Raw genomic sequence first — 12,979 nt, 5'->3', positions numbered from 1 at the left:
GCCCTGCGCGGATGCCAAGGCAGATTTGTGGCATCAATGGGCAATCCCGGCAATGGCGCGCGCAAAATCCTGCGCCTCGAAGGGTTCGAGATCGTCTACACCTTCGCCGACCCCGATGAAATAGACCGGCAGCTTGTGCTTGGCGGCGATCGCCACCAGGATACCGCCGCGCGCCGTGCCGTCGAGCTTCGTCATGATAAGCCCGCTGACCCCCGCAACGTTCCGGAAAATCTCGACCTGGTTCATGGCGTTCTGGCCGGTCGTGGCATCCAGCGTCTGCAGCACCGTATGCGGCGCATCGGGATCGAGCTTGCCGAGCACGCGGACGATCTTTTCGAGTTCGGCCATCAGCTCGGTGCGGTTCTGCAGCCGGCCGGCGGTATCGATGATCAGCACGTCGCTCTTGTTGGCGCGCGCCTGCTCGTAGGCGTCATAGGCAAGGCCGGCCGCATCGGCGCCGAGCTTGGTGCCGATAAAGCCCGAGCCGGTGCGATCGGCCCAGATCTTCAGCTGCTCGATGGCCGCCGCGCGAAAGGTGTCGCCGGCAGCGAGCATGACCTTGAGGCCGGAGCCGGAGAGTTTTGCCGCGAGCTTGCCGATCGTCGTGGTCTTGCCGGTGCCGTTGACGCCGACGACGAGAATGACATGCGGCTTGTGATTGAGATCGAGCGCCAGCGGCTTGGCGACCGGCGCCAGAACCCTGGTGATTTCAGCCGCCATGATCCGCGACACGTCCTCGCCGGTGACGTCCTTGCCGTAACGCTCTGAAGAAAGCGCGCCCGTCACCCGCATCGCGGTCTCGACGCCGAGATCGGCCTGGATCAGCAGATCTTCGAGCTGTTCCAGCGTGTCTTCGTCCAGTTTGCGCTTGGTGAAAAGGGCGCCGATCTGGCCGGTGAGCTGCGACGACGTGCGGGCGAGGCCAGCGCGCAGGCGCTGGAACCAGGTGAGTTTGGGGGCAGTGGCGACGGGTTCGGGCGTGGGTTCCGGGCGGGCGGTGGAGAAACCTCTGGGGAGAGTGGGTTCGGGGCGAGGCTTTTCACTTGGAGCGACAACGGGGACCGCTTCGTCTGAAGAAGCACCTCCCTCTGTCCTGCCGGACATCTCCCCCACAAGGGGGGAGATCGAATCGTGGCTCTCTTCCCGCTCCAAAGCGAACCCGGAACCCGCGGCGCCAGTACCAGAGTCCATAGCGCCGATATCGGATGCTGGAGACGACGGCGCATCCGTGATCTCCCCCCTTGAGGGGGAGATGTCCGGCAGGACAGAGGGGGGTGCTTCCGCAAGCGCTACGGCCTCTTCTTCGGCCTCTGCTTCCGCCTGCAACAGCGACAGCGGCACCATGCCGATATCCGGCGCGCTCTCAACACCGGGAAGAATGGCCGGCGTTTCGTCTTCCGATATCGCCTCGGTGATAGCCTCAGCCGCCACATCCGCAACAGGCCCGCCTGCAGTCTCGATCTCCGTCAGAGCCACCGGATCGACCGGCGAGACCGGCAGGTCTTCGTCGCGCGACTTCGGCTCCAGTTCCGCCTGGATGGCGGCAACATCCTCCGGCGTTGCCGCATCGGGAACCGGTTCCTCGGCGGGTTTGCCGAAGGTGAAGACGCGTTTGATGAAGCCCAATGCCATGAGAACCTGTTCCGGTTACGCCGCCCGAGACGGGACAAGGGCGGACGTGACCTGCATTTCCAGATGTTTGCCGTTATGGCCGGTAATCATAACGCGCTTGAACTCGCGGGGAACAAGGCGCGGCGCGGCCACCAGCGAAAAGTTTTCCGTGTGCGCCATGCCGTTGTTCTCGACGATGATCGTCTGCTCGGTGCCGACCATGCGATCGAGATGGTCGCGATGCAGCGCCTCGCCCCGCGCCCGCAGCCGCGCCGCCCGATCCTTGACCAGCGCCCGATCGACCTGCGGCATGCGGGCAGCCGGCGTGCCGGGGCGCGCGCTGTAGGGGAAGACGTGCAGGAAGGCGATGTCGGCCTCTTCCGCAAGCGTCGCGGCATTCTCGAACATCTCTTCGGTCTCGGTCGGGAAACCGGCGATCATATCCGCTCCGAAGGCAAGCTCGGGCCTGAGCCGCCGCGCCTGTTCGGTGAAGGCCAGCGCCTCGGCGCGCGAATGGCGGCGCTTCATCCGCTTGAGGATCATGTCGTCGCCATGCTGCAGCGACAGGTGCAGATGCGGCATGAACCGCGGTTCGTCGGCAATCAGGTCCCAGAGATGCTTGTCCGCCTCGATACTGTCGATCGAGGACAGGCGCAGGCGCAGAATCTCCGGCACCTGTTTGAGCAGCGTCTTGGCGAGAAGCCCGAGCGAAGGCTGGCCGGGGAGATCGGCGCCGTAGCTGGTGGCATCGACGCCGGTCAGCACGATCTCGCGATAACCGCTTTCGGTGAGCCGCCTGGCCTGATCGACCACCGCGCCCATCGGCACCGAGCGGGAATTGCCGCGGCCATAGGGGATGATGCAGAAGGTGCAGCGATGATCGCAGCCGTTCTGCACCTGGATGAAGGCGCGCACATGCCCGTCTATATGCTTTACCATCTGCGGCGCGGTGGCGCGCACGCTCATGATGTCGTTGACGCGGAGTTTCTCTTCCGCCGAGACGCCGAAATCCGGCAGCGCCCGGTACGAGGCGCTCTTCAGCTTCTCCTCGTTGCCGAGCACGGCATCGACTTCGGCCATCTCGGCAAAGGTGTCTTTTTCGGTCTGGGCGGCGCAGCCGGTGACGATGATGCGGGCATGCGGGTTTTCGCGCCGCGCCCTGCGGATCGCCTGGCGGGCCTGGCGCACGGCCTCGCCGGTCACGGCGCAGGTATTCACCAGGATGGCGTTGTTGAGCCCGGCCTTTTCGGCCTCCGCCCGCATCACTTCCGATTCATAGGTATTGAGCCGACAGCCGAAGGTGATGACCTCGACGCCGCTCAATTGACCCGAGCCTCCGGGCCGTCGGCGTGCTGCACTGTGTCGCGGGTAAAGGTTCCAATGGTCGGATCGACCTTGCCCGACCATTCCCATTCGGCCGGCCCGGTCATCACGACGTGATCGTCACCGCGCCACTCGATGACGAGCGGCTGGCGGACCGGACTGGAGGCGACGTCGATCGTCACCGTGCGCCCGGTGCGCCCGGTGCGGGCGGCGGAGACGGCAGCGGCACAGGCCGCCGAACCGCAGGCAAGCGTCAGGCCGGCACCGCGTTCCCAGGTGCGGGTGCGCAGCGACGACTTCGAGGTGACCTGCGCCAGCGTGATATTGGCCTTTTCCGGAAACATCGGATGGTTTTCGAGCAGCGGACCGAACCGTTCGAGATCGAAGCTCATCGGATCGCTTGTCACCCAGAAGACCGCATGCGGATTGCCCATCGACATCGCAGACGGCGAATGCAGGATCGGCGCATCGATCGGGCCGATCTGCAGCTCGATCCGGCTGGTATCGAAAAATTCCTCGGCGAGCGGAATGCGGTCCCACTCGAACACCGGCTTGCCCATGTCGACCGAGATCGTGCCGTCCTCATGCTCGACCGCGTTGAGGATGCCGGCGACGGTCTGGAAGGTAAAGGTCTTGCGGCCGGTCTCGGCGCTCAGCGCCTGCACCACGCAACGCGTGCCGTTGCCGCAGGCCTGCGCCTTCGAACCGTCGGAATTGAGGATGTCGATCCAGGCGTCGGTGCCTTCAGCCCTCGGATCGTGGATTGCCATGATCTGGTCGAAGTGGGTGGCCGGATCGGCATTCAGCGCGATCGCGGCTTGCGGCGTCACCATGTCGGTGCGTCCGCGCATGTCGACGACCAGGATCTTGTTGCCAAGCCCGTTCATCCGCGCGAATTCCACCAGTTCCGTCATGACATTAATCCATTCCGGGCCATCTGCCCGCTTATCGGGCTGTATATGGCGGAAAAGGCAGGGAATTACCAGTGGGGGTGAGGCAATGCCCTTGGCGTGGCATCGGCCCCGCTTGGTCGCGCAGGCCAGAGGATTGGGACGTGGGCCGAGAGGGCGCGAAAGAGGGCAAGGTTTTGGAAACGTTGCAATGCGTGGCCGTGGATCCTCGGGTCAAGCCCAAGGATGACGACATAGAGAAAGTGAACACGACATGGAAAGTAGGGTGCGCGAAGCGCCGCCAAGGGCTGATAAGCATTTTCGGTTGGGCATAGGATACGCCCAAAAATATGCCCTAACCTAGATCTCACCCCTTCGCGTTTGCCATTCTGATGAAAACATCCAACTCCGTCATCCTCGGGCTCGACCCGAGGATCCACGCATCCCCATCAAACAAAAAACTCGTCCACCAGCGCATGCACCCGCCGGAACGCCGCCTTGGCGCCTTCGGCCATATCCGCTTCCTCCGCCTCGGACATGGCGAATCCGTTGAAGGCGGCGACGAAGGTGCGCCAGTGGAGGCCGCGGCCGGCGGGGTGGCCGGCGAGGTGGCGGGCGCCGAATTCTTCGGACAGGCCGAGCCTGGCCGCCTGCTTCAGGAGGAAGGCGGCGCCGAGGTTCGAACCTTCGGCGACATAAAGCCAGCCGAGTGCGGCCGGGATATCGAGCCTACCCGTGCTGGCGGTGAGGACGGGCGGCTCGCTTCCGGTCACATCGGCAATATCCTGCCGCAGCGCTTCAAGCCGGACGCGGCTCGGAAGATCGGGGACGAGGCGGTTGAGCCGCGGATCGGTAAACAGCGGATCGACATCGGCGTGAAAATGGTGCTGCACGGCGAGGAAAAGCGCGTAACGCTCGCGGCTGGCGAAGGGATCAGCGGCCATGATGCGCTTGTCGAGGCGCTCATGGGTGGCGTCCGTGAGAGCCTTCAGGCGCTGGACCCGGGTCGGCGCAACGGGGGTTTCGAGTTCGATCTGCATGCGTGCAATGTCCAGATACTTATATACTTTAGAATTTAGCCGTCAGGAACGCTCGGATTGTTCGGCCGGGAGCGGGCGTGAACCCGTCGAGCGCATCCACGTAAAATCGATCCGTCAAGTTCTCCGCCTGGAGATCGAACGTCAAGTGGTCGGTGATCTTGTAGGTGGCGAACGCATCGACGGTTGTATAGGGAATCCACATGCCCGTATACATCCGGGCTTCCTGCGTGACCGGCGACAGGCGCGCGCCGCCATGCGTGAAGCGGGTGCCAAAACTCAGCCTGTCGTCGAACAGGCGCATGCCGAGCGTCAGGCTCGCCATGATTTCGGGCGGCATGTGGTTGGCGGCATAGTCCATCGACACGGTCGTGTCCGAGCAGGTGGAAAGGGTGCGGCAGAACTCATAGCTCAGATACTTGGTCACCGATCCTTCGCTGAAGAATGGGCCGGCCTCGTAGGAGCCGGAGATTTCGATACCTGAGAACCGGGTGCTCCTGAGATTATCGAAGGTGAAGACCGGCTGGCCCGGCCCCGCATTGGAGGGCACGCGGGAAATATAGTCGGTGTAGTTGTTGTTGAAATAGGACAGCTTGAGACGCAGCGCGTCGTCCGCGAGCAACAGGCCATCCTTACTGTAGTTGACGCCGACTTCCCAGTTCTTCGAGACCTCGGGCTTCAGATAGGGGTTCTGGATGACGTTACCGTCATTGCCCATGGTTTCGCGCATGGTCGGCGGGCGCATGCCTTCGGCATAAAGCGCGTAGAACTGCAGGCCTTCGATCGGCTCCACGATGGCGCTGATGGACGGGTTGAACCGGCCGCCTTCCTTGTGGCGGATGCCGGTCCTGGATTCGATACCCTTGTCATTCATCCAGTAACCGTCATAGCGCAGCCCGGCATTGAAGGTCAGCCAGTCGGTCGCCTCCCACTGGCCGTCGGTGAACACGCTGGCGATCGACCGGTTGCCGATGCTTGGATCCATCGGCACCCCGCGGTCGGTCGTATGACTGCGGCTGAAATAGCGCCTGGAATCGATATCCTCGAGCAGGTAGGACATGCCGTAATTGGCCTTGAACGGCCCGTATTCCGTGTCGAACAGGCTCGTATTCGAAATGTCGCTGCCCCAGGTATGGGTCATGGCGTAGCGAGGATCGTCACCCGGTATGATGTTGAACTGCGGGTAATATAAGCCGAGACCCGTCGACATGGAGTTTTGATCGACGATGCTTAGCCATGCATTGACCTTCAGATCGATCAGGTCGCTCGGGTTGTAGCGATAGCGGCTGGTGAACGTGTCGGTCGTGACATCGGATAGCGGCGCCTGCCGGAATGTGTTGTCTCCGGAGGTCAGAAGCGACGTCATGATCTGGCCGAACTGGCTTTCATAGCGGACATAGCCCAGTTCCAGGCTCTGATCGTCGTCGAAGCGAAGCGTACCCTTGGCGAGAAACGAGGTGGATTCGTTGGACGAGTTGAAAACTTCCTCACCCTGCTTGGTCCGCGAGAGGAACTGGTTGCGGCCCTGGAACTCGTAATAGTTCTTGCCGTGCTTGCCGGCGAAATAGTTGCCGCGATAGCGGCGGGCACCGGCAATGACGAAATCGAAATTGTCCTGCACCGTACCGAACGCGAAGCTGCCCGAGCCATTGGTGAAATCGAAGAATTCAGCCGAATCCGTCTGCTGGTCGTAGGAATTGACCGTGAAATCCTTCGTCGTGTTGTCCTGAGCGCCGATCTTGATGCGGCCGCCATATTGCTTGCCGTCCTCGACGATATCCTTGGCTTTCAGCGTGGTGATCTCGACCACGCCGCCATTGACGCCGGCGCCCACAGCGCCGCCAGTTGGTCCCTTGGAAATGCCGACGCCGCCGATCAGGTCCGGATCGATATAGGTGCGGTCATCCACGCCGCCGTAACCGCGCCAGGTGGTTGTCGTCTGCTGCGTACCATCGATCGCGACCCGAACGCGGTTCTGGCCCTGCAAGCCCCGGATGTTGACATTGACTGAGCCGCTGCTGTGGTTGCTGGCCGAAATGACGCCCGGCACGTTCTTGAATACATCACCCGCGCTGGAACCGCGGAACCGCTCTATCTGTTCGGCGGTGATATAGCTCGTCGAGCCCGCCGTCTCGTAAGGCGCATCCACGCCGTCGCTTTCACCGTCGCGAAGCACGATCGGCGCGAGCGTCGTATCATCCGACCCATCCGGCGGGCTGCCCGCCGAAACCGCAGATGCGGCCTCCAGCGTCACTGTATTGCCGCCGCTCGACCGGAAGGAAACGCCGGTGCCGGAGAGCAGCCGCGACAGGGCGGCAGACGGCGTCAGCGAACCGGTCACACCACCCGTGGTCCTTCCGGCGGTGATTTCGCTGCGATAGACGAGACGCAGGTCGGTCTGGCGGCCGAGCGCGAGAAGTGCGCTTTCAAGCGGCCCGGCGGGAATGGAAACGGCGACCTGCTGCGACCGGACACCTGGCGCCGGCTGCTGTGCGATGGCCGGAGCCATGCCGCCCAGCCATGATGCGCAACCAAGCGCGATCCGGACATGCCGCGAAAAAATCGGCCCCCTCAAACTCATTTAGACCCCCTGCACTCAAACTTCGGACCGCTCTCATCGCGGCCCCTGGTGGTTATGAGTGAAAGGGGGGTCCAACTCCTGACGTCGGCTTCGAAAAAAGATGATATAAATACTCAATTTTTCAGATGGGCATGTCTTCAGCGTGAACGGACCAGCGTGACCCAGTCGGAAACCCGGATGACGCGGATCGGCAGGCTCTCCTGCAGAGCCACGAAAGCCTGGTCGACATCGTTCACGGCAAAGACGCCGCTGACCCGCAACTGCGAGGCCTGGTCGTCGAGCACCATGATACGGCCCCGCTGGTAACGGCCGATCTGGCCGAGCACCTCACCGAGCGGCCGGCCGGAGAAGACCAGCTTGCCGCTGCGCCAACTCGTCAGATCGGCGACATCGCCGGAGCCGGTTGCCAGACGGCCATCGGCGCCGAGATGCGCGGTACCGCCTGTCTCGATCACAGCGCGCTGGGAGCCGGCGGTCACGGCCACCTGCCCCTCCTCGACCATCACCTCGTCCCGCTCGCCGACCCGCACCGCATAATGGGTGCCGAGCGCGATCGCCTGGGTTTCGTCGCCGCTGACGACGAAAGGCCGTGCCGGGTTCGGGGTGACATCGAAAAAGGCTTCGCCGCGCAGGACCACAATCCGGCGCTCAGTCTGGCCAAATCGAACCTTGATCGCGCTATCGGTGTTGAGCGTCACCACCGACCCGTCATCGAGGTCGATGCGCTGGATGACGCCGACCGGCGTGTAGAAATCCGAACGATACCGGGCGATGAGGCCGGTCTCGTTGGCGATGATGCCAAGACAGCCCAACAGAAGCAGGGCGGCAACGCCACCCCCTATCACCCGGCGCCTTCGCGGCGCGACCGTTTTCGGCACCGCGGCGAGATCGCCCCAGAGAGCACTCATTTCGTCAAAGGCAGCCGCGTGAGCCGGATCCCGCATTTTCCAGAATTCGAAGCGGCGGCGATCGGCATCGGTCGCATCGCGGGAGCCGAGCCGCGCGACCCAGCCTGCCGCCTCCTCCGCAATGGCATCCTCACGCGCCTTGTCTGAAACATTAGTCATATGCAATCCCCCCGGCGGGAGGCAATGCCGCAAGGCGGGCCTGACGGCAAGCCATGAGTGCACGGATGATGTGTTTTTCAACCATGTTCCGGGAGATCCCGAGCCTCTCCGCGATCTCTCCGTTGGAAAGCCCTTCGAGCCGGCTGAGCACGAACACAACCCGGCATTTCGGCGGCAGGGCGGATATCGTTTCGATCAGAAGCCCGAGCTGCTGGCGCGCCGCCAGCACCCGCTCCGGGCTCGGCGCCTCATCGGCGACCTGCGCCCCGTCCATCTCTTCTGCGAAGAGCGCGCTGTCGCGTATCAGCCGGGCGGTGATGCCATGAGCCACGGACCGGGCGACCTGGAAAAGATAGGCATGCGGATTGCGCAAGTCTTCCTTCGGCGATGCCGTCAGCAGCCGCAGAAAAGTCTCCTGTGTCGCGTCCGCCGCATCCTCCCTGTTGCGCAGACGCCGAAGAAAGAACCGCCGCAGCTTCCCTTCCTCGGTCTGCTGCAACTGCTCGATAAGACTGATGTCCAAGTCGGTAACCCCCGGGCCGGGACCTGCCCGACCAATCGGGCCGCGTTTAGCGCCGCCTAAAAGATGATTCAACATCAATGATTTGGAATGAATCCAAGGAAGACTGAAAAAACATGATAATTAAAATCATGTTTTAATGCAAAATCAGCACGTTGGACAGCTGCCCGCCTTGCGGCGCAGAGACTGAATTATTGCTGAAACGGACCATTTGTCGCGTTTCCGCAACAGTTCCCGAGGGCTCAGACGGAAATCGTGGGCACCTCGAAGACTTCGCCGGGCCGCATCGGCCGGAAGCGGTCGCGCGAAATGCGGCGTCTATCGAGAGCGGCATGAAGCGCCGCCAACGGCTCCTCGATCCCCTCGTCGGTGAGGTCAAACGTACCCCAATGATGGCCGGCGACGAAAGCCGCGTCGCAGAGAAGCATGCCCTCGACCGCCTCGTCCGGGTTCTGGTGCTGCGCCTGCATGAACCAGCGCGGCTCATAGGCGCCGAACGGCAGGTTGGCGAGCCGGAAGGCCCCATGCTTTTCCCGTGCCGCGCGGTAATTGATGCCGCCATGAAAGCCGGTATCGCCGATATGGTAGATCTTGGCCGCGGGGGTTTCGAAGACGAAGGCCGCCCACAGCGCCATGCGCCGGTCGCCCACCCCTCGCGCCGACCAGTGATGGCAGGGCTCGCAATGCAGGACGATGCCGGGCGCGATCTGCTCTTGGCCGCCCCACTCCATCACCGTGATCTTCGCATCCTTGACGCGGGAGCGGATGAGCGCGTCATTGCCGAGCGGCGTGACGAAATGCGGCTTGTCGCGGCTCTGCAGCACCCAGAGGGTCTCGAGGTCCATATGGTCGTAATGATTATGGGTGACGATCACGACGTCGATCGGCGGCAGGTCGCCGATGCGAACGCCGGGCGGATTGACCCGCTTCGGACCGGCGAAACGCACCGGGCTGGCGCGATCGTCCCAGACCGGGTCTGTCAGGATGTTGAGGCCGGCGACCTGGATCAGCATCGCGGCATGGCCGACCATCGTGACGGTCAACCGGTCGCCCGAGACGCGGGTTTCCGGCACTGCCTGCGGAAACGGGCTCGGAAAGCTGTCGGGCCAGGCGATATTGTTGCCGGCAAGCTTCCATCGCAGCAGGTCGAGCCCGCCGCGCGGCTCCTCGCCACCCGGATTGAAGAAATAGGTTCCGTCGAAATGATCGGAGACCGGACCGGAATAATACTTGTTGGCAGCCATGGCTCCCCTTGCCGCAAACCCGCCCACGAGGGCCGCGATCGCACCGATGCCGGACCATTTCAGAAATTTTCGTCGGTTCATAGGATGATGTCTATCAGCGTGCTCTTACACCTGGGAAGAGACGTTGCGTGGGCGAAGAACACATTTACGCGACTTCGACATCCGTTTTGGAGAAATCGTCGCCGACAAAGAGTAGTGGAGACTTGAGCGTCTTTGCGGTGGCGTAGGAAAAGCAGTCACCGAAGTTCAGTTTGGCCGGATGGCCAACGAACCTGCCGTAAGTACGCGCGGCTTCGAGGGCGACAGAATGCAACCCAGGAGGGAGAGTTACCTCAATGGCGCCTATCTCCTTCAAAAAGCCTTCGACATAAATTTCCGTCTTCGCAATGAGATCGGGCGGGGTTGATGCGTACTCGCCCAGCGTAGCTATCTTTCTTTGGCGCGACAAAGCGATGACTGCCTCAAAAACGGCAAGCGAGGAATAGTAAATCGGACCTTCCGCAGCCTCTATACGATTGAGCAAAGACGCTCCTGCATCCTCTTCTTGTAGAATTGCAACGATCGCGGAAGCATCGAGAAACATCAATACTCCCACATCTCATCCATAAAGGCCTTTTCATCGAAGTTCGGGTCGCGTGGACCAAGTTCGGCAATCTGGCGTTGGTATTTTTTGACCCGCTCAGCGAGCGGAATATCTTTATCGGCCCGCTTCAGCTCGTTCTCCAGCGCCACCCGCACTGCTTCGGTCTTGGTCTTGGTGCCAAGCCGCCGCATGACTTCATCAGCGAGTTCATTCACTTTGGCGTCGCGTATATACAGGGACATGGCTACCACCCCACAGGTTTGAATATTCAGTATAGAGCAATTGAATATTCCCGCAAGGCAAGGCGCCGACCGCCTGCCGGCCAGCGGACTTGACTTTTCATTGCTCTTGCTGTTTAAGCCCGCCCATCTGCTGACAAGTTACGACTTGGAGCCGCCGACCGGGGCCGATAGACTGAGCCCGGAGGTCAACACCCGACAGCGCGTTGCGCCCTCGGGTGCTTTTTGGCTTTGTCTCTTGTTTTTGGCGGATGAGAACCCGACGTTTCGGTCATCCGAAACGCGAGAAGGAAGAAACGATGTTCGAAAGCCTCCAGGACCGTCTTGGCTCCATCTTGAGTGGACTGACCGGCCGTGGCGCATTGAGCGAGGCGGATGTGTCCGCCGCTCTGCGCGAGGTTCGCCGTGCCCTGCTCGAAGCGGACGTGGCGCTGGAAGTCGTGCGCTCCTTTACCGACAAGGTGCGCGAAAAGGCCGTTGGCGCCGAAGTCCTGAAGTCGATCAAGCCGGGCCAGATGGTCGTCAAGATCGTCCATGACGAGCTGATCGAGATGCTCGGCTCCGAAGGGGTCGGCATCGACCTGCATGCGGTCGCCCCGGTGGTGATCATGATGGTCGGCCTGCAGGGCTCCGGCAAGACGACGACGACTGGCAAGATCGCCAAGCGTCTGACCGATCGCGAGCGCAAGAAGGTGCTGATGGCATCGCTCGACACGCGTCGCCCGGCCGCCCAGGAACAGCTCCGCCAGCTCGGCGTCCAGACCGGCGTCGATACGCTGCCGATCATCGCCGGCCAGTCGCCGACCGAGATCGCCGCCCGAGCCGTGCAGGCCGCCAAGCTCGGCGGCCACGATGTGGTCATCCTCGATACCGCCGGCCGTACCCATATCGACGAGCCGCTGATGGCAGAGATGGCAGAGATCAAGCGCCGCTCCAACCCGCATGAAATCCTGCTGGTTGCCGACAGCCTCACCGGCCAGGACGCCGTCAACCTCGCCCGCAATTTCGACGAACGCGTCGGCATTACCGGCCTCGTGCTGACCCGCATGGACGGCGACGGCCGCGGCGGCGCCGCCCTTTCGATGCGCGCCGTCACCGGCAAGCCGATCAAGCTGATCGGTACGGGCGAAAAGATGACGGAGATGGAGGAATTCCATCCCCGCCGTATCGCCGACCGCATTCTCGGCATGGGCGACATCGTTTCGCTGGTCGAGAAGGCCGCGGAAAATATCGACGCCGACAAGGCGCGCGCCATGGCCGAAAAGATGGCCAAGGGCAAGTTCGACCTGAACGATCTCGCCGAACAGCTGAAGCAGATGCAATCGCTCGGCGGCATGGGCGGCATCATGGGGCTGATGCCCGGCATGAGCGGCATGAAGGACAAGCTTTCGGCCGCCGGCATGAGCGACAAGACGTTCGCCCGCCATATCGCCATCATCCAGTCGATGACCAGGGCCGAGCGCGCAAATCCCGACATGCTGAAGCACAGCCGCAAGAAGCGCATCGCCGCCGGCTCCGGCACGGATGCCGCGGAAATCAACAAGCTTCTGAAAATGCACCGCCAGATGGCCGACATGATGAAAATGATGGGCGGCAAGGGCAAGGGCGGCATGATGAAGCAGATGATGGGCGGCCTTGCCTCGAAGATGGGCCTTGGTGGCATGGGCGGCGGAATGGGTGGAATGGGCGGCATGCCCGACCTGTCCAAGCTCGATCCGAAACAGCTCGAAGCGCTGCAGAAGCAGGCGGAGGCCGCCGGCTTCAAGCCGGGATCGATGCCTGGCCTGCCGGGTGGTGGCATGCCGGGTCTCGGTGCGCCCAAGCTGCCCGGCCTTGGTGGCGGTTTCCCGGGCCTTCCCGGCCTGCCCAAGAAGAAGTGAGGGA

The 12,979-nt window shown here is 62.5% G+C and carries 11 protein-coding genes; 1 reads left to right on the top strand and 10 read right to left on the bottom strand.

What is annotated here, in order from left to right; translation table 11 throughout:
• Positions 1 to 33 precede the first annotated feature (33 nt).
• From ftsY to GQ59_RS12040, 10 genes are all read right to left on the bottom strand, one after another.
• Positions 34 to 1,632 carry a signal recognition particle-docking protein FtsY gene (ftsY, locus tag GQ59_RS12085; protein WP_037081448.1) on the bottom strand — a complete coding sequence of 533 codons (1,599 nt, stop codon included), beginning with the start codon at positions 1,630 to 1,632 and terminating at the stop codon, positions 34 to 36.
• A 15-nt stretch (positions 1,633 to 1,647) separates the two neighbouring features.
• Positions 1,648 to 2,934, bottom strand: coding sequence for a tRNA (N(6)-L-threonylcarbamoyladenosine(37)-C(2))-methylthiotransferase MtaB (gene mtaB / locus GQ59_RS12080; RefSeq protein ID WP_037081446.1), 1,287 nt, complete (start codon positions 2,932 to 2,934; stop codon positions 1,648 to 1,650).
• Positions 2,931 to 3,848 (bottom strand): diaminopimelate epimerase, encoded by a 918-nt coding sequence (gene dapF / locus GQ59_RS12075; protein WP_037081445.1) that lies wholly within the window; start codon positions 3,846 to 3,848, stop codon positions 2,931 to 2,933. Before dapF ends, mtaB begins: the two co-directional genes overlap by 4 nt.
• A gap of 425 nt (positions 3,849 to 4,273) precedes the next feature.
• Positions 4,274 to 4,864 carry a biliverdin-producing heme oxygenase gene (locus tag GQ59_RS12070; RefSeq protein WP_037081444.1) on the bottom strand — a complete coding sequence of 197 codons (591 nt, stop codon included), beginning with the start codon at positions 4,862 to 4,864 and terminating at the stop codon, positions 4,274 to 4,276.
• A 28-nt stretch (positions 4,865 to 4,892) separates the two neighbouring features.
• The gene (locus GQ59_RS12065; protein ID WP_084683132.1) at positions 4,893 to 7,442 is read right to left on the bottom strand and encodes a TonB-dependent receptor; all 2,550 of its coding nucleotides are present in this window, start codon (positions 7,440 to 7,442) and stop codon (positions 4,893 to 4,895) included.
• A 137-nt stretch (positions 7,443 to 7,579) separates the two neighbouring features.
• Positions 7,580 to 8,509, bottom strand: a complete 930-nt coding sequence (locus tag GQ59_RS12060; protein ID WP_037081439.1) for a FecR family protein — start codon at positions 8,507 to 8,509, stop codon at positions 7,580 to 7,582.
• Positions 8,502 to 9,032 carry an RNA polymerase sigma factor gene (locus GQ59_RS12055; protein ID WP_051903922.1) on the bottom strand — a complete coding sequence of 177 codons (531 nt, stop codon included), beginning with the start codon at positions 9,030 to 9,032 and terminating at the stop codon, positions 8,502 to 8,504. The genes GQ59_RS12060 and GQ59_RS12055 overlap by 8 nt, the downstream gene beginning before the upstream one ends.
• A 239-nt stretch (positions 9,033 to 9,271) precedes the next feature.
• Positions 9,272 to 10,354, bottom strand: coding sequence for an MBL fold metallo-hydrolase (locus GQ59_RS12050; RefSeq protein WP_037081438.1), 1,083 nt, complete (start codon positions 10,352 to 10,354; stop codon positions 9,272 to 9,274).
• Positions 10,355 to 10,418: 64 nt separating this feature from the next.
• On the bottom strand, positions 10,419 to 10,856 hold the full coding sequence (locus GQ59_RS12045) for a type II toxin-antitoxin system VapC family toxin (protein ID WP_037081436.1): 438 nt from the start codon (positions 10,854 to 10,856) through the stop codon (positions 10,419 to 10,421).
• A complete protein-coding gene (locus GQ59_RS12040; protein ID WP_037081435.1) occupies positions 10,856 to 11,098 on the bottom strand; it encodes a type II toxin-antitoxin system VapB family antitoxin in 243 nt (80 codons plus the stop codon). The genes GQ59_RS12045 and GQ59_RS12040 overlap by 1 nt, the downstream gene beginning before the upstream one ends.
• Positions 11,099 to 11,394: 296 nt before the next feature.
• On the opposite strand from GQ59_RS12040, the gene ffh reads away from it, so the two are divergent.
• Complete coding sequence (ffh, locus tag GQ59_RS12035; protein ID WP_037081433.1) at positions 11,395 to 12,975, top strand: signal recognition particle protein; 1,581 nt, start codon at positions 11,395 to 11,397, stop codon at positions 12,973 to 12,975.
• Positions 12,976 to 12,979: the final 4 nt, after the last annotated feature.

Origin of the sequence: Neorhizobium vignae (genome assembly GCF_000732195.1) — a bacterium.
In the GTDB taxonomy this organism is placed as follows: Bacteria; Pseudomonadota; Alphaproteobacteria; order Rhizobiales; family Rhizobiaceae; genus Neorhizobium; species Neorhizobium vignae.
Note: the sequence above shows the minus strand (reverse complement) of the source record. Positions and strands in the feature narration are given on the sequence as shown.

Bases quoted from the DNA above. Each gene is read 5' to 3' on its own strand.
- GQ59_RS12045 (WP_037081436.1), bottom strand. From the start codon at position 10,856: ATGTTTCTCGATGCTTCCGCGATCGTTGCAATTCTACAAGAAGAGGAT.
- ftsY (WP_037081448.1), bottom strand. From the start codon at position 1,632: ATGGCATTGGGCTTCATCAAACGCGTCTTCACCTTCGGCAAACCCGCC.
- GQ59_RS12070 (WP_037081444.1), bottom strand. From the start codon at position 4,864: ATGCAGATCGAACTCGAAACCCCCGTTGCGCCGACCCGGGTCCAGCGC.
- GQ59_RS12040 (WP_037081435.1), bottom strand. From the start codon at position 11,098: ATGTCCCTGTATATACGCGACGCCAAAGTGAATGAACTCGCTGATGAA.
- GQ59_RS12050 (WP_037081438.1), bottom strand. From the start codon at position 10,354: ATGAACCGACGAAAATTTCTGAAATGGTCCGGCATCGGTGCGATCGCG.
- ffh (WP_037081433.1), top strand. From the start codon at position 11,395: ATGTTCGAAAGCCTCCAGGACCGTCTTGGCTCCATCTTGAGTGGACTG.
- GQ59_RS12060 (WP_037081439.1), bottom strand. From the start codon at position 8,509: ATGACTAATGTTTCAGACAAGGCGCGTGAGGATGCCATTGCGGAGGAG.
- GQ59_RS12065 (WP_084683132.1), bottom strand. From the start codon at position 7,442: ATGAGTTTGAGGGGGCCGATTTTTTCGCGGCATGTCCGGATCGCGCTT.
- dapF (WP_037081445.1), bottom strand. From the start codon at position 3,848: ATGACGGAACTGGTGGAATTCGCGCGGATGAACGGGCTTGGCAACAAG.